Source organism: Microvirga medicaginis, assembly GCF_052658925.1.
Genome location: NZ_JBQWEL010000003.1, coordinates 128928 through 143835, shown reverse-complemented (window position 1 = coordinate 143835; position 14908 = coordinate 128928). Strand labels below are relative to the sequence as shown.

Sequence of the window (14908 nt, the reverse complement as noted above, 5' to 3'; positions counted from 1 at the left end):
ATCCACTTTTTTCGTCCGATGCTCTAGGCCTTCTGACGCCCTGCATTCAGGGACGGAGTTCCTGTTATCCGCCAGAGAAGCCAGATCTGCGGCATATATCAGACCCTAAGAGCTGGCGCTCATCGAATGCGCAAACAGGGAGGTGGAAGCACCGCTCAGCCATGCTCACCGTTCTCATGTGAGCAACCCTCGAACCTACGAGAGCTAAGTGCTTGATTTTGATGGTACAGCCGCCCCGGCTCGAACGGGGGACCCCCAGATCCACAATCTGGTGCTCTAACCAACTGAGCTACGGCTGCACGTGAGGCAGGGTGTAATCGCGCCCGCGATCAATTTCAAGGCTTCTTTGAGGTCGCAGAGGCAGAAATGACAACGGCGGGCCGTTTTGCCCGCCGTTTCAAGAGGTTAAGCCTGCAAGACCTTACTCGGCGGTGGCTCCGGCAGCCTTGAGAACCGGGGTCCAGCGTGCCACTTCGCTGTTGACGAGCTTCTGGAGACCTTCCGGGGTCCGTTCCTCGGCGCTCGGGAGAACACCGCCGAGTTCCAGCAGGCGCTTCTTGGTGTTCTCGTCATCGAGGGACTTCACGAGGGCGTCGTTGAGCTTCTTGACCACATCCGCGGGCGTGCCCTTGGGGGCGAACACGGCGTTCCAGGCGCTGACCTGATACTCACCGAGGCCGGCTTCCTTCGTGGTCGGCACGTTGGGCAGAACCGGCGAGCGCTCGGGCGTGGCAATCGCGAAGGCCTTGATGTTGCCGCCCTGGATCTGCGGGGCCACATTGACGATCTGGTCGGTCATGTAATCGACCGTGTTGGCCATGAGATCGTTCAATGCCGGGCCCGTGCCGCGATAGGCCACCATGGTGGGCTTCGCCTTGATGATCGAGTTGAACAGGATGCCCGTGGAGTGAGAGACGGAGCCCACGCCCGCATGGGCCATGTTCACCTTCTCGGCATTGGCCTTCATGTAATCGAGGAAACCCTTCAGGTCGTTGGCCGGGAAGTCCTTCTTGGCCACGATGACGATGGGCGTGCCGGCGGCCATGCCGATGGCAGCGAAGTCTTTCGTCGGATCGTATTTCAGATTCGGATACAGAGCCGGCGCTGCGCCATGGGTGCCCATGTGACCCATCATGATGGTATAGCCATCCGGCTGGGCTTGCGCGGCACGGGTGATGCCCGTGGTGCCGCCGGCGCCGGCCACGTTCTCGATCACGATCTGCTGACCGAGCGTGCGGGACATGTGGTCGGTCACGATACGGGCCACGACGTCGGTCGGGCCACCGGCTGCGAAGGGCACGATCATCGTGATCGGACGGGTCGGATAATTCTGAGCCTGCGCCCCCGTTGCGGCAAGGCCGGCGACGGCGGCAAGGGCCAGTGCGATCTTCTTCATCAAATTCCTCCCAAGGAAAGTTATGAGCTTACATTGTGGGCACGTGGCCCCGAATGCAAGCTACTCGGTGAACACCTCGTCCCTCCCCTTTCGTATGGAGGGCAGGAGCGCGATGACGAGCAGGATGGCCGCCACGGCCAGGAGCCCTGCGCTGACCGGACGCTCGATGAAGGTCTCAAGCGACCCGCGCGACAGGATCAGCGCACGGCGCAGGTTCTCCTCCATCAGCTTGCCCAGCACGAAGCCCAGCAGCATCGGCGCAGGCTCGAAGCCGAACTTGATCAGCATGTAGCCCACGAAGCCGAAGAGAGCGATGAACATCACGTCCGTCGGCAGCGAGTTGATGGAGTAGATGCCGATGCAGCAGAACATCAGGATGGCCGGGAACAGCAGGCGATAGGGCACTTTCAGCAGCCGCACCCAAACGCCTACCAGCGGCAGGTTGATGATGAGCAGCATGAGATTGCCGATCCACATGGAGGCGATCATGCCCCAGAACAGATCGGGGTTCTTGGTCATCACCTGCGGGCCCGGAATGATGCCGTGGATCGTCATCGCGCCGACCATGAGAGCCATCACCGCGTTCGGCGGGATGCCCAAAGTCAGCAGAGGAATGAACGAGGTCTGCGCACCGGCATTGTTGGCGGATTCAGGACCCGCCACGCCCTCGATGGCGCCACGGCCGAAGCGGCGCGGATCCTTGGCGATCTTCTTTTCCAGAGTGTACGACGCAAAGGGGCCGAGCACGGCACCGTTGCCGGGCAGGATGCCGAGGATGGCGCCGATGAGCGTTCCGCGGATCGCGGGCTTGTAGGATTGCTTGAAGTCGTCCTTCGTCGGCAACAGACGACCGATGGCTTGCCGGACCACGTCGCGATGCTCGGTATGATCGAGATTGCGCATGATCTCGGCGATGCCGAAGATGCCCATGGCCAGCACCGCGAAATCGATGCCGTCCGAGAGGAAGGCGAGACCGAAGGTCATGCGCTCCTCGCCCGTCTCGAGATCGAGGCCGACCGTGGAGAGCAGGACGCCGACCACGATCATGGCCACAGCCTTGAGGATCGACCCACGTGCGAGCACGACCGCGAAGACTAGGCCCATGACCATGAGGGAGAAGTATTCGGTCGGGCCGAAGAGCAGGGCAAGGCCGGTGAGCGGCTTGCCGAGAGCCGCGATGACAAGGGTCGCCACCGTGCCCGCGAAAAACGAACCGATGGCCGCCACGCCGAGCGCCGCACCCGCGCGACCTTGACGGGCCATCTGGTGGCCGTCGAGAGCCGTCACCACCGATGTCGCTTCACCGGGAATGTTGACGAGAATCGCGGTGGTCGAACCGCCGTACTGCGCACCGTAATAGATGCCCGCGAGCATGATGAGCGCGCCGGTCGGATCGAGGCTGAAGGTGATCGGCAGGAGCATCGCGATGGTGGCGATGGGACCGACGCCGGGCAGAACGCCGATCAGCGTGCCGACGAGGCAGCCGATGAAGGCCGAGAGGATGTTCTGCAGCGAGATGGCGACGGAGAAGCCGAGACCGAGATTGGAAAACAGATCACCCATCAGATCCTCCCGCTATGGTCGGCGACATCGATCGTCGTGCGACGGCCACGGGTCGTCACGAACACAAGACCGGCCAAAACAGCCATGACGGCGGCAATGGTGCGTAAGATGGCATTCTGCGACCAGTCGGCAGGGAACAGTTCGGCCAGGGCCCGCGGGAACAGCGGAATCGGCAGGTTGAGCAAAGCACCGTCGCCGAAGAGCACCATGCAGAAGGGCGTCAGGCTCAAGCTGAGGATCAGAAGTTCCCTGAACCGCGCCTCAGGCGTCGCGAAGCCGCCGATGAGGATGGCGAGCGGCCCGGCCACCATGAGGCCGAGCCCTGGAACGGCGAGATCACCGAAGGCATAGCCGCGGATCGTCACGGCGAAGGCCAGGATTGCCCACATGATGAAGAAGGGCCCTCTGATGCTCCAATGCTCCAACGGCTCGCCATCCTTGATGAAGGCGAAGACGATGAGGGCAAGCGCCGAGAGGCCGACACCGAAGGCGAGCCAGCGGGGCAGCATGGCAGGCCCCATGGCGTTCAGGGTTCCCTGACTCAGGTCCTTGGTGAGCCAAAGTGCCAGAGCCGCGAGAAAGAGCAAAAAGAGCCCGCCGGCAAGACTTTGCGGAGCCCGGACCGGCCCATGGCGCGAAGCCACCCCCGAGCCTTCGTGAGAAGCAGACATGAACGACCTCCCGAACGGACGCCTTGGGGCGCCCTCCTTTTCATTCGCTATGTGGCCCAAGGCGACGACTTGGATCAAGCGCCTGTACCGTAAGGCTTTAGTCTTCTCAACAGGTCCCGCTCACCCGTTCGAGAGCCTGGATTCAGGGAACGAAGCCTGACAAAAATCCTTATAGACACGAGCGCGCCTCGGAAAGCATGGACGGCATGACTTGATCGACCGCTTCGGCTTGTCTAGAAGTTCGCGCTGATAGCCAGGCCGGGCCCCTCTGGTCGCTCCCTTTGAGCGGCGATGTCGGACTGGATGAACCAGGGTGGCCTGGATTCGTTCAAGCAGACGATTTGCCCGATTTTGAGGCCAGAGGCCGGCTCGGTCGGCCGAACTGGTACGGGACAAGTATCTTCTCGAACGTATCGCATGCGCTGCTCTTCAACCGACAGCGAGGCAACGCATGTTTGAACTCTCACAATTCTTCGGACCCGAGATTGTCGCTTTCCTGATGGTGATCGGCATCGACCTGGCGCTCGCCGGCGATAACGCCATCGTCATCGGCCTAGCGGCCGCTGGTCTGCCCAAGGAACAACGCAACAAGGCCATTCTCATCGGCGTCCTGGCTGCTACGGCCCTGCGTATCGGTTTCGCGCTCATCACGACCCAGCTGCTTCAGATTGTAGGCCTTCTCCTCGCCGGTGGCATCCTGCTGCTGTGGGTCTGCTGGAAGATGTGGCGCGAACTGCGGACCTCTCACGAGGAAGAAGAGGCAGCAGAGGAGGCGCTTGAAGGAGCGGACATCAACAAGGATGGCACCATCGCCGGCGGCGCGCCGCGCAAGACCTTTGCTCAGGCTGCCTGGCAGATCGTGATCGCCGACGTGTCGATGTCCCTCGACAACGTGCTCGCCGTGGCCGGCGCCGCCATGGAGCATCCCTACATCCTGATGTTCGGCCTGCTGCTCTCCATTGCCCTCATGGGCCTTGCGGCCTCCTTCATCGCCCGCCTGCTCCAGCGCTATCGCTGGATCGCCTATCTGGGCCTTGCGATCATTCTCTATGTGGCTCTCAAGATGATCTACGAAGGCTTCCTGGAGGTGTATCCTGTTGTGACCGCTGCGGTCGGCTGATACGCTCAAGCACTCGACCATCGTCACCATTGACGGCGGGGATGCGGGAGGGCAGAGAGCTTGACTCTCATGTCCTCCTCTCCCCGCCCTTTCTTTTCTCTGGCAGGCCTTCGCTACGGCGCCCGCGCCGCACTGCCTGCTTTTCCCGGCTTCATCATGTTCTCCATCGCCTTCGGCACGGCGGCGGCCCAGAAGGGTTTGTCTCTTGCGGAAGCGATGGGCCTGAGCGCCTTCGTCTATGCAGGCGCATCGCAGATGGTGGGGCTTGAGATCTGGCAGAGGGTTTGGACGCCCACGACGATCCTCACCATCATGACGGTCACCGCCGTCGTCAACTCGCGCATGATTCTGCTGGGAGCCACGCTCCAGCCCTGGCTGCGGCATGAGCCTCTTGCTCGGAGCGCCCTCAATCTCTTTCTCATCACGGAAGCCGGTTGGCTCATCGGCACGCGCTATCACAACGAAGGCGGACGTGACGTCGGCGTGCTTCTGGGATGTGGCCTCACCCTCTGGCTGGTATGGCAGATCGCAACGATCATCGGCTTCTTCGCCGGCGCGCTCGTGCCCGAGCCGAAGCGTTTCGGGCTCGATCTCGTGATGCCGATCTTCTTCAGCGTGATGCTGGTACCACTCTGGAAAGGACCTCGCACCGCCCTCCCCTGGCTTGTGGCGGGCTTCGTGTCGTTCGTTGTGCACGCCCTCATGCCGGGTTACGGGTTCATCATCGCGGGCGCATTGGCCGGCGTCATTGCAGGGATGCTGATCGAATGAGTGAGTTCAGCGCCTTCGTCGCGAGCCCCTGGGGCGCGGTCCTTGCGATTGCGGCCATGACGCTCGTCACGTTCCTGTGCCGAATTGGCGGCGTCGTGCTCATGAGTCACGTGCGGATCACACCGCGCATCGAACGCGGACTTCGCGCGCTGCCGGGCTCCATCATTCTCGCAACCATCCTGCCCATTGCTCTCGACAACGGTTTTCCCGCACTGATCGCGCTTGGCGCTGCTGTTACTGTGATGGCGCTCACGCGCATCGACCTTCTCGGCCTTGCCGCGGGCCTAGGCACCCTCTCCGTCATCCGGGCTTTTCTGTGAGCTTCTGAGCCGCAGGCGAATGCGATACATCAAGCCGTCGCGGACATTGCGATAGGCATCGAGCACGTTCTCGCGCGAGCCCTGCGTGATGGTGGGATCGGGCGTCGGCCAATACTCCACCTCGGCAGCGATGGTGCGCGTCAGTTCAAGCGCCGCGTGATGTGCCTCCGGCGAGAGGGAGATGATGAGGTCGAAATTGAGACCCTCCCATTCCTCCAGCTCCTCCAAGGTGCGCGGCTTGTGCTTGGACGCGTCGATGCCGATTTCGGCAAGGATGGAAACCATAAAGCTGTCCGGCTCACTTTTGCGGACTCCAGCGGACTGCACATAGATGGATTTGCCGAAGTAGTGGCGCGCAATCGCCTCGGCCATAGGCGAGCGAACGGAGTTCATCGCGCAGACGAACAGAACCGAGTGGATCCGCTTCGGGCGCGCTTGGTCCACGCGTCACCCCTTCCAGTGAAGCGCGAAGATCAGCGTGAAGAGGCGGCGCGCCGTGTCGAAATCGACAACGAGCTTTCCGTCGAGGCGCTGCCGCAAAAGTTCTGCGGCCTCATTGTGCAGCCCCCTGCGTCCCATGTCGATGGCCTCGATCTGCGCAGGAGATGCGGAGCGAATGGCCTGATAATAGCTGTCGCAGATCATCTCGTAATCGCGGATGACCTTTCGAAACGGCGTCAACGACAGATGGTGCGAGACCAGATGCGTACCGTCCTGCGCCGTCACCTCGAAACAGAGCTTCTTCTCGATCAGCGAGATGCGCAAGGCATAGGGGCCGCCGTCATAGTTCGGCAGCGCGAAGGTGTTCTCTTCGAGGATGTCGTAGATGGCGATGGCCCGCTCATGCTCCTGATCGGGACTGCCGCGGCCGATGGATGCCTCGTCGAGGGTGACCGCCACGAGGCGGCACCGCTCCTTCGTTGTGCTCGACATCCCCCCTCCGACAAGCCTTACAGGTTCAGGCGGATCGCTACGGACCGTGCATGCCCCTCCAACCCCTCAGACCGCCCGAGGGCGATGGCTGCGGGGCCGAGAGTCCGCAAGGCGCCCGGATCGCACTTCAGGATCGAGGTTCGCTTCATGAAGTCAAGCACGCCGAGGCCGGAGGAGAACCGGGCGGAGCGCGCCGTGGGGAGAACGTGATTGGGGCCGCCCACGTAATCGCCGATGGCTTCCGGCGTGTGGCTGCCGAGGAAAATCGCGCCCGCATTGCGTACCTGGGCTGCCAGTTCCTCCGCATTTTCGGCCTCGATTTCGAGGTGCTCGGGCGCCAAGCGGTCGACGAGCGGAATGGCGTTCTCGAGCCTGTCGATCAGGATGATGGCGCCGTAGTCACGCCAGCTTGCGCCGGCGATCTCCGCCTTCGGGAGGGTTTGGAGCTGGCGCTCGACCGCCTGTTCGACGGCATCGGCCAGGGTGGCGCTGTCGGTGATGAGGATCGATTGCGCGGCGGGATCGTGCTCGGCCTGCGCCAGCAGGTCGGCGGCGATCCAATCGGGATTGGCGTGGGAATCGGCGAGGATGAGAACCTCGGAGGGGCCTGCAATCATATCGATGCCCACTTGCCCGAACACACGGCGCTTGGCGGCGGCCACATAGGCATTGCCGGGGCCGACGATCTTGGCGACAGGCTTCACCGTGTCGGTGCCATAGGCCAGGGCCGCAACCGCCTGCGCGCCGCCGATCCTGAAGACCTCGTCGACGCCGGCGAGACGCGCTGCCGCCAGCACGAGAGGATTGGTTTCGCCGCGCGGGGTCGGCACCACCATAGCGATACGCGGAACGCCCGCGACCTTTGCAGGCACAGCGTTCATGAGAACGGAAGACGGATAGCTCGCACGTCCGCCTGGAACGTAGAGGCCGACCGATTCAATCGCCGTCCAACGCCAACCGAGCGTCACGCCCATGGCATCCGTCGTCAGCGAATCTTGAGGACGCTGCGCCAAGTGATAAACCTCGATACGCTCCTTCGCGAGGGCAAGCGCATCGAGCGCCTCCTTCGAGCACTGGGCTTCCGCCGCATCGATCTCCTTGTCGGAGATGCGCAGCGTCTCGGGCTGCAGCGCCAGTCCATCGAAGCGGTAGGTGTAGTCGATGAGAGCCTCGTCGCCCTTGACCACCACGTCCTCGATGATGGCGCGCACCGCCTGGTCCACGTCCTCGGACACCTCGCGCTTGGCTGAGAGCAAAGCGGCGAAGGCTGAAGAGAACGAGGTCTCCCGCGCGTCGAGCCGTTGAACCATCACAGACGCTCCGCCTGCTCAAGATCCTTATGCTCTGGGCGGCTTTCGGCGGCCCAGACCGGACCGGTATCTTTCATCTGCATTTCGATGCACTCCAGGTCCACCTGGATGGCTCCACCGTCGGCAAAGATCAAGGTGGCGGTGCCCGAAGGGGCGTCTCCTTCCTCGAAGGCAATGGCAAGAAGGTTAAGAACGGTATCCTTTTTGGTCTGGTCGATGCCGCGCACGCGCACCGCCTTCACATGCTCGAAATGCATGCAGGTCAACCGGCGCTGGGGAGTGGCCGCCTCCCAGTCGTAGCGCCGCACCTGGATAGCGAAGCGGCGCTCCTTGGGGAGATAGACGATATCGCCGACACGCAGAAGCGAATCCTGCAGGTGGGCCGAGATGACGGCAAGATCTTCCGGGTCTAACGCAACGAGTCTCAGGAGGTCCATGGCCCTAAACCTATGTTGAACTTTGATGTTTAGGTAGAGAGCCGCAGTCCCGTGCGCAACCTTTCCCCTGCCGTGATGCTCGGACTTTCCGCCCGAGGCGCGACCCTCGCCGGCCCTGCGCCGGTCATCTCGTGCGGGAGAGACACAGTGCGCTTCAATCGGAATGGCGGGACAAGCCAGCCGTGACGGTAAGAATGTCATTCCCAGCCGGAGATGGCGAAAGCCGTCGGAGAGGAAGGGAATCCATGGCGCTGCTCTTGAAGGTGGATCCCCTTCCCGGTCCCGGCGGACCACCGGGGATGACAGGAGCGGGCTCATGGGCAGAATGTCAAAGAACCAAGCGGACAAGCACCATTGTCCTCGCGGCGTGTCGGCCCGAGGGTGTGGGTCGAGGGGAGGCGCGAGGAGCGGTCCGGCTCGATCTGTGAGGTGAAGCGTGGAACCGAACGGCTCCTCGCGCACGGCTTTTTTAGGCGGACAGGCGGCGCGGTCCCAGCAACTGCCCGAAGCGGACCCCGCATCGCTTTCAGCGGGCGGCTCCGGACCAATCCTGAACCCCGGGCACAGCCTGGGCCTCCCGTCACACGAGCCTGCGTTCACCTCCCGCACGGGACCGCTCCCGACCCCGCAGCTTACGACGCCTCGCGAGCGCGCCCCCGGCAGGTCAGGATGCAGCAGATGTAACTCAGTTTAGGCATATTGTCAAGAACAGAGCGAGAACATGTTCCGGCTGCACCCTCCCGCCTGCCGCAGCCTCTCGCGTCATCCCCGGCCTTGGGCCGGGGATCCCGCTACGGTGCGGCGCTGTTCCAATCGGCATGGCCGGGACACGCCCGGCCATGACGAGGTGGGGTGGCACAAAGCAACAGGACCGGAGTGCCCGGGGCGATACCGGATCAAATCCGGGGACAGCCCGAGGCGGGGCAAAAGACGCGCTTCGGACATGACAGCTTCAGGGAACCGGGCCAGCGGGCGCGGCGTGAGGCCTCCGCCCGATCAGCCCCGCAGGCGCTCGATCTCGGCGCCGCAGCGGGCGAGCTTGGCCTCAAGGGCCTCGAAGCCGCGGTCCAGGTGATAGACGCGGTTGATGGTGGTCTCGCCCTCGGCCACGAGGCCAGCGATCACCAGGGACACGGAGGCGCGAAGATCCGTCGCCATGACGGGCGCGCCCTTCAAGGTGGGAACGCCATCCACATAGGCGCTGTCGCCGTCGAGGCGGATATGAGCGCCAAGGCGGGCCAGCTCCTGCACGTGCATGAAGCGGTTTTCGAAGATCGTCTCGCGGATGCGCGACGTGCCGTTGGCACGGGTCATGAGAGCCATGAACTGGGCCTGCAGGTCCGTGGGAAAGCCCGGGAATGGATCCGTCGTCACGTCCACGGCCTGGATGCCATTACCGTTCCGGCGGATGCGGATGCCGTTAAGGGTAGAGGAAACCTCGGCTCCGGCCTGGCCGAGGACGTCCAAAGCAGCCTGAAGATATTCGGCGCGGGTGTTTTCCAGAACCAGATCACCGCCGGTCATGGCCACCGCCATGGCATAGGTGCCGGTCTCGATGCGGTCGGGCATCACGTCATGGGAGGCGCCGTGGAGGCTGGAGACGCCTTCCACCACGACCTCGGAGGTGCCGGCGCCCTGAATCTTGGCACCCATCTTGATCAGGCAATTGGCCAGATCCGCCACCTCGGGCTCGCGGGCGGCGTTGCGGATCAGGGTGGTGCCTTGAGCAAGCGTGGCCGCCATCAGGGCCACATGAGTGCCGCCGACCGTCACCTTCGGGAAGTCGATCTCGGCGCCATGGAGTCCCTTGGGGGCCGTTGCGACCACATAGCCGCCTTCGATCTCGATGGCAGCGCCGAGCTTGGCAAGCGCCATGATGAGCAGATCCACCGGGCGTGTGCCGATGGCGCAGCCGCCTGGCATGGAAACCTTGGCGTGGCCGAAGCGGGCGACCAGCGGGGCAATGACCCAGAAGCTGGCACGCATGGTGGAGACCAGCTCGTAAGGGGCACAGGTATCGATGATGTTCTTGGCCGTCAGACGGATCGTCTGGCCGGTCTCGGAGGACTGGCCGGGCCTTCGGCCAGCGATGGAGTGATCCAGGCCGAAATTGCTCATGATGCGCAGGAGCGAGGAGATATCGGCGAGCCGCGGCACGTTGCCGAGCTCAAGCGGATCCTCCGTCAGCAGGCTCGCTATCATGAGAGGCAGGGCCGCATTCTTGGCGCCCGAGATCGGGATCAACCCATTGAGAGGCGCGCCGCCCCGGATGCGAATGCGATCCATAAACTCTATTCCCCTTAAATCTTGCGAGCCTAACGCTATGCGGACTTTAAGCGTTATAGGCTAGTCTGACGGCTTGTCGCGCTCAGCCGAAACGCTCAAGCTCCCGCTTTCGGTTCCAGTCGATGTTGACGCCGCCTTGGCCGCCTGCTGCCGCCCTCTGGCCTGAGCCTTCCGTTTTCTCAGATTTTCCTTTAAAGCCGCCTTAAGCCGTTCGGCTTTGTCCTGCGATTTCACGTCAGTCATGGTTCACGCGACCCATCGTCGCCTTTTTCCATAAAGGCTTCGCAAGCGGCTCTCAACCGCAATATCACATTCCCGGACTTTGACCGGGATCAATGTCGTCTGGCATAATGACTGCGTAAATCCCGGGGCATTGCGTTGCCCACCCGGTGAGATGATGAATTACCAAGATTTCTTCACGTCAGCCCTCGACCGCCTCCAGGCGGAGCGCCGCTATCGCGTTTTCGCGGATATCGAACGCAAGGCGGGCCACTTCCCCCATGCCACTTGGCACAGCCCCGAGGGCCCGCGCCCCATTACGGTCTGGTGTTCCAACGATTATCTCGGCATGGGCCAGAACCGGGATGTGACCCGTGCCATGGTGGAGGCCGCCTGGCGGCTCGGTACCGGCGCCGGCGGCACCCGCAACATCTCCGGCAACAGCCACCCCATCGTGGAACTCGAAGCGGAACTCGCCGACCTCCACGGCAAGGAGGCGGCTCTCGTCTTCACCTCGGGCTACGTGTCGAATCAGACCGGCATCTCCACGCTGGCGAAGCTCATTCCCAACTGCCTGATCCTCTCGGACGCCCTGAACCACAACTCCATGATCGAGGGTGTGCGCCAGTCGGGCTGCGACAAGGTCATTTTCCGCCATAACGATCTCGAGCATCTGGAAGAGCTGCTCAAAGCGGCCGGCGACCGACCCAAGCTCATCGTATTCGAGAGCGTCTATTCCATGGACGGGGACATCTCCCCCATCCACGCCATCTGCGATCTGGCCAAGCGCTACGACGCCATGACCTATCTCGATGAGGTCCACGCGGTGGGCATGTACGGTCCCCATGGCGGCGGCATCGCCGAGCGGGACGGCGCCATGCACCGGGTCGACGTGATCGAGGGCACTCTCGGCAAGGCCTTCGGTGTCATGGGCGGATATCTCACCGGCACCAAGGCCGTGATGGACGCCGTGCGCAGCTTCGCCCCCGGCTTCATCTTCACCACCGCCCTCCCCCCGGCGGTGGCTGCGGCCGCGACGGCCTCGATTCGCCATCTGAAGGCCTCCTCCAAGGAGCGGCAGCTGCAGCAGCGCCAGGTGGCCCGCACCAAGGCGGTGCTGAGCGGCCTCGGCATCCCGGTCCTGGACACGGTGACCCATATCGTGCCGGTCATGGTGGGCGATGCGGAGGCCTGCAAGGCGGCCTCCGACCGCCTCCTGGAAAAGCACGGAATCTATATTCAGCCGATCAACTATCCCACCGTGCCCCGCGGCACGGAGCGCCTGCGCATCACCCCCGGCCCCTTCCACACGGACGCCCATATCAATGCTCTGGGCGCTGCGCTTGTGGAAGTTTGGACCGCCCTGAAACTTCCTTTCGGGCCAAAAGCACAGGCAGCTGAATAAAAGATCGATTTCAATCTTGCGCATGGGGCCGCGCTGTGGCAGTAAGCGGCCCTCTTCGTTGGCGGGCTGCCGTAGCTCAGTGGTAGAGCACTCCCTTGGTAAGGGAGAGGTCGAGAGTTCGATCCTCTCTGGCAGCACCATCCTCTCATTCGGGATTACGCCCGCTCCAAGCAGGGCTTCAGGGTTCAGCCACCCGATTGGGACACACGGGTGGTCTGCATGATGCCTGCGATGACACGTCCCGCAAGCACCCCAAAATTGGCATTTATGAATTCCGCAGGCATGTGTCCGGCCGGCTGCGCCCGCTCATCTACACGTGCGAGACAAGGCGCGACCTCATAACCAAGACCCAGACCTTGTCCGCGAGCGGCACCCGCCACGGCCGAGGTTGAAGCGCGATTGGAACATCAAGACGTTCAAGCGATGCGATCTGTCCCGCACCTGAGGGCGCCGGACCGGGCCACATGCCGGTCAGTATGTCAGAGAACGTCCGGAGGGAATCAAACCGATACCCGAGATCCGGAGCGGACAGATCTTCCCGCAGTCTCGGCGCAGCCGATGACGAATGTCTTGAGCTCTCCGGGGAATGCTCGCAGGTAACGCCGCTATAACTCGCGGAGCGGTCGGGCGTTCAGCAGGAAAGACGCAAACCGGCCGGCGATGATGGGATGAATATCGACCTCGACAATATCAGCCCAGGTGAGGACAGGAAAAGTCGAGCGGCCGCGAAGCACCTTCTTGGCAACTGGTCCGAGCTCCTACTCCTCCAGCGTCCGCCCAGGAAAAAAGATCCTAAAGGATATCGCGGCTGCCGCTCTCTGCTCTACAGTCCTGTGACAATTGGTTGAAGCGGATCGCCATTCGCGAAGGCTTCGAGGAGCGAACCCAGTTTCTTATGATCCCGCAGATACGGAAACGTCCCATGGTCAGAGTTCAATCTGATGATTTCGGCAGGCGTTAGTGCAGCGATCTCCTCAGCCATTGAGACATCGAAAGAATTTTTCGATCCTACGAGAATGGTGATCCGGCTGTCAGTGTTCCGCGCCAATACGTCACTTAAGTCGCCGCATTGAATGCTGACCTCGCTCATGTGGCGGGCACTCACACTGCCCGGGCGGTTCAGAACATACTCAGGTACGGATGCCAGAATTCGATCCGCGCCGATATGAAGCCCGAACCCAAGCGCACCAAAGCCACCCATGGAATGACCAAGGCAGAGGATCTCATGATCACGATGCGCCTGCTTGACAGCGGCCAGGAATGCCCCGAGTTCGGCATAGCTAGATGCAACACCCGGAATGCCTGTCTGATACCACGTGTTCTGCCCCGGATTCAGAAACAGTTTTTTGCAATCGATCCCACTCAGGAACGACGAGTGCGAGCGAGTTCCAACCTGCTGATTGATGTAGGCAAAGACAATGAGAAGCGTCTTGCGAGGCGACAGGCCTTCGTAAATCAGATGGCCTGTCTCTGATTTCGTATCCTGGAGGCGGTTCCATTGGTGATTCAAAACCGGATTGATGACGTCCATCTCACTGTCCGCTTATGCAAAGATATGAATTCGTTGAGCCATATGGCCGTCTGAGGCGGTCAGGCCGCAGCCTGAAGCCGCCTCAGAGCCAGTGACCGTGAGCATCATTCATCAATCAGCACGCCTCCATAGCGCACAGCATTGCTCCATGCCTTCTCGAGCCGCATCAACGTTTGATAAGTGATTTCCAAATCTCGGACTTCGTCTTCGCTGCGGCTGACGAGCCGATGATACATCCTGTCGATCCGCCTGATCGTTTCGCAAAGAGCAATGCCCTTTTCAGACAGCCGGACACGAGCCGAACGCCGATCCCTTTCGGATGTCGTTCGCACGATATACTCACCTTCGACGAGCCGCTTGAGGATGTACGAGGCATTGGACCCGAGATAGTAACCGCGCTCGATCAGTTCACGGACTGATAGATCAGCCGTTCCGATCGTAAACAGCATCATCACCTGAGATGGGCTTAGATCGGTAATCCCAGCTTTGATGAGGTCGGTTCGCACGAGGTCGAGTGAGCGCCGGTGAAGCCGTTCGATGACCCTGACGATATCAAGGTGCGTTACTCCTTCCTTGGAATCCTGTTCAGCCTGTCGTTGGTCTTCCTCATGAGAAGGCCTCATGCTCACCTTCTGGACGGTCGGTAGTGCAGTGGTGACGCCGAAGTCCAACTCGTCATGAGTGAAGTCCCTAGATTGAGAATTCGCGCTTTCTGGCATTGTAGTTCCCGAGTTCGAGGAGATAAAATAGTTCGAATTTTGAACTATTTCTGGGTGAAATTATCGTTCTTGTAATTGAACGGATTCACCTCTTGGTTCTGTCACCCATCTTTTCTAGGGAATTTCCTCCACGACATTTTTTATTGTTTCACGAATCATACTTTGTGGGTAGACGACCCGTTATTCATTCCTCATATTTCTCTTCCAAGAACTTTAGGGCCAAATTT

The 14908-nt window shown here is 61.7% G+C and carries 14 protein-coding genes and 2 tRNA genes; 5 read left to right on the top strand and 11 right to left on the bottom strand.

Annotated elements, in window-relative coordinates; translation table 11 throughout:
* Nucleotides 1-222: 222 nt before the first annotated feature.
* The 4 genes from ACUXUR_RS05830 to ACUXUR_RS05815 form a co-directional block, all read right to left on the bottom strand.
* Nucleotides 223-299, bottom strand: a tRNA-His gene (locus tag ACUXUR_RS05830).
* A gap of 122 nt (nucleotides 300-421) precedes the next feature.
* Complete coding sequence (locus tag ACUXUR_RS05825) at nucleotides 422-1396, bottom strand: tripartite tricarboxylate transporter substrate-binding protein (protein ID WP_445501404.1); 975 nt, start codon at nucleotides 1394-1396, stop codon at nucleotides 422-424.
* A gap of 60 nt (nucleotides 1397-1456) precedes the next feature.
* Nucleotides 1457-2959, bottom strand: a complete 1503-nt coding sequence (locus ACUXUR_RS05820; protein WP_445501403.1) for a tripartite tricarboxylate transporter permease — start codon at nucleotides 2957-2959, stop codon at nucleotides 1457-1459.
* The gene (locus ACUXUR_RS05815) at nucleotides 2959-3630 is read right to left on the bottom strand and encodes a tripartite tricarboxylate transporter TctB family protein (protein WP_445501402.1); all 672 of its coding nucleotides are present in this window, start codon (nucleotides 3628-3630) and stop codon (nucleotides 2959-2961) included. Before ACUXUR_RS05815 ends, ACUXUR_RS05820 begins: the two co-directional genes overlap by 1 nt.
* 451 nt (nucleotides 3631-4081) lie before the next feature.
* Between ACUXUR_RS05815 and ACUXUR_RS05810 the strand changes: the two genes are divergently transcribed.
* From ACUXUR_RS05810 to ACUXUR_RS05800, 3 genes are all read left to right on the top strand, one after another.
* Nucleotides 4082-4750 carry a TerC family protein gene (locus ACUXUR_RS05810; RefSeq protein WP_445501401.1) on the top strand — a complete coding sequence of 223 codons (669 nt, stop codon included), beginning with the start codon at nucleotides 4082-4084 and terminating at the stop codon, nucleotides 4748-4750.
* A 69-nt stretch (nucleotides 4751-4819) separates the two neighbouring features.
* The gene (locus ACUXUR_RS05805; RefSeq protein ID WP_445501400.1) at nucleotides 4820-5521 is read left to right on the top strand and encodes an AzlC family ABC transporter permease; all 702 of its coding nucleotides are present in this window, start codon (nucleotides 4820-4822) and stop codon (nucleotides 5519-5521) included.
* Entirely contained in the window at nucleotides 5518-5841 is a 324-nt protein-coding gene (locus tag ACUXUR_RS05800; protein ID WP_445501399.1) for an AzlD family protein, read from the top strand. The genes ACUXUR_RS05805 and ACUXUR_RS05800 overlap by 4 nt, the downstream gene beginning before the upstream one ends.
* On the opposite strand, the gene ACUXUR_RS05795 is transcribed toward ACUXUR_RS05800, so the two are convergent.
* From ACUXUR_RS05795 to murA, 5 genes are all read right to left on the bottom strand, one after another.
* On the bottom strand, nucleotides 5806-6285 hold the full coding sequence (locus ACUXUR_RS05795; protein WP_445501398.1) for an arsenate-mycothiol transferase ArsC: 480 nt from the start codon (nucleotides 6283-6285) through the stop codon (nucleotides 5806-5808). The genes ACUXUR_RS05800 and ACUXUR_RS05795 overlap by 36 nt on opposite strands.
* 3 nt (nucleotides 6286-6288) lie before the next feature.
* Nucleotides 6289-6774: a UPF0262 family protein gene (locus ACUXUR_RS05790; protein ID WP_445501397.1), complete on the bottom strand. Its 486-nt coding sequence runs from the start codon at nucleotides 6772-6774 to the stop codon at nucleotides 6289-6291.
* Between the two features lie 17 nt (nucleotides 6775-6791).
* Nucleotides 6792-8084 (bottom strand): histidinol dehydrogenase, encoded by a 1293-nt coding sequence (gene hisD, locus ACUXUR_RS05785; protein WP_445501396.1) that lies wholly within the window; start codon nucleotides 8082-8084, stop codon nucleotides 6792-6794.
* On the bottom strand, nucleotides 8084-8521 hold the full coding sequence (locus ACUXUR_RS05780) for a DUF2948 family protein (protein ID WP_445501395.1): 438 nt from the start codon (nucleotides 8519-8521) through the stop codon (nucleotides 8084-8086). The genes hisD and ACUXUR_RS05780 overlap by 1 nt, the downstream gene beginning before the upstream one ends.
* A 996-nt stretch (nucleotides 8522-9517) precedes the next feature.
* Nucleotides 9518-10807 (bottom strand): UDP-N-acetylglucosamine 1-carboxyvinyltransferase, encoded by a 1290-nt coding sequence (murA, locus tag ACUXUR_RS05775; RefSeq protein WP_445501394.1) that lies wholly within the window; start codon nucleotides 10805-10807, stop codon nucleotides 9518-9520.
* A 397-nt stretch (nucleotides 10808-11204) separates the two neighbouring features.
* Here murA and hemA point away from each other — a divergent pair, with 397 nt between their 5' ends.
* Together hemA and ACUXUR_RS05765 are read left to right on the top strand one after the other, a co-directional pair.
* Entirely contained in the window at nucleotides 11205-12431 is a 1227-nt protein-coding gene (gene hemA, locus ACUXUR_RS05770) for a 5-aminolevulinate synthase (protein WP_445501657.1), read from the top strand.
* 65 nt (nucleotides 12432-12496) lie between these two features.
* Nucleotides 12497-12571, top strand: a tRNA-Thr gene (locus tag ACUXUR_RS05765).
* 683 nt (nucleotides 12572-13254) lie between these two features.
* Here ACUXUR_RS05765 and ACUXUR_RS05760 read toward each other — a convergent pair.
* Together ACUXUR_RS05760 and ACUXUR_RS05755 are read right to left on the bottom strand one after the other, a co-directional pair.
* On the bottom strand, nucleotides 13255-13962 hold the full coding sequence (locus ACUXUR_RS05760) for a hypothetical protein (RefSeq protein WP_445501393.1): 708 nt from the start codon (nucleotides 13960-13962) through the stop codon (nucleotides 13255-13257).
* Nucleotides 13963-14066: 104 nt separating this feature from the next.
* Nucleotides 14067-14681: a MarR family transcriptional regulator gene (locus ACUXUR_RS05755; protein WP_445501392.1), complete on the bottom strand. Its 615-nt coding sequence runs from the start codon at nucleotides 14679-14681 to the stop codon at nucleotides 14067-14069.
* Nucleotides 14682-14908 lie beyond the last annotated feature (227 nt).

Coding starts and splice junctions, on each gene's coding strand:
- ACUXUR_RS05825 (WP_445501404.1), bottom strand. CDS start 1,396: ATGAAGAAGATCGCACTGGCCCTTGCCGCCGTCGCCGGCCTTGCCGCA.
- ACUXUR_RS05820 (WP_445501403.1), bottom strand. CDS start 2,959: ATGGGTGATCTGTTTTCCAATCTCGGTCTCGGCTTCTCCGTCGCCATC.
- ACUXUR_RS05815 (WP_445501402.1), bottom strand. CDS start 3,630: ATGTCTGCTTCTCACGAAGGCTCGGGGGTGGCTTCGCGCCATGGGCCG.
- ACUXUR_RS05810 (WP_445501401.1), top strand. CDS start 4,082: ATGTTTGAACTCTCACAATTCTTCGGACCCGAGATTGTCGCTTTCCTG.
- ACUXUR_RS05805 (WP_445501400.1), top strand. CDS start 4,820: ATGTCCTCCTCTCCCCGCCCTTTCTTTTCTCTGGCAGGCCTTCGCTAC.
- ACUXUR_RS05800 (WP_445501399.1), top strand. CDS start 5,518: ATGAGTGAGTTCAGCGCCTTCGTCGCGAGCCCCTGGGGCGCGGTCCTT.
- ACUXUR_RS05790 (WP_445501397.1), bottom strand. CDS start 6,774: ATGTCGAGCACAACGAAGGAGCGGTGCCGCCTCGTGGCGGTCACCCTC.
- hisD (WP_445501396.1), bottom strand. CDS start 8,084: ATGGTTCAACGGCTCGACGCGCGGGAGACCTCGTTCTCTTCAGCCTTC.
- ACUXUR_RS05780 (WP_445501395.1), bottom strand. CDS start 8,521: ATGGACCTCCTGAGACTCGTTGCGTTAGACCCGGAAGATCTTGCCGTC.
- murA (WP_445501394.1), bottom strand. CDS start 10,807: ATGGATCGCATTCGCATCCGGGGCGGCGCGCCTCTCAATGGGTTGATC.
- hemA (WP_445501657.1), top strand. CDS start 11,205: ATGAATTACCAAGATTTCTTCACGTCAGCCCTCGACCGCCTCCAGGCG.
- ACUXUR_RS05760 (WP_445501393.1), bottom strand. CDS start 13,962: ATGGACGTCATCAATCCGGTTTTGAATCACCAATGGAACCGCCTCCAG.
- ACUXUR_RS05755 (WP_445501392.1), bottom strand. CDS start 14,681: ATGCCAGAAAGCGCGAATTCTCAATCTAGGGACTTCACTCATGACGAG.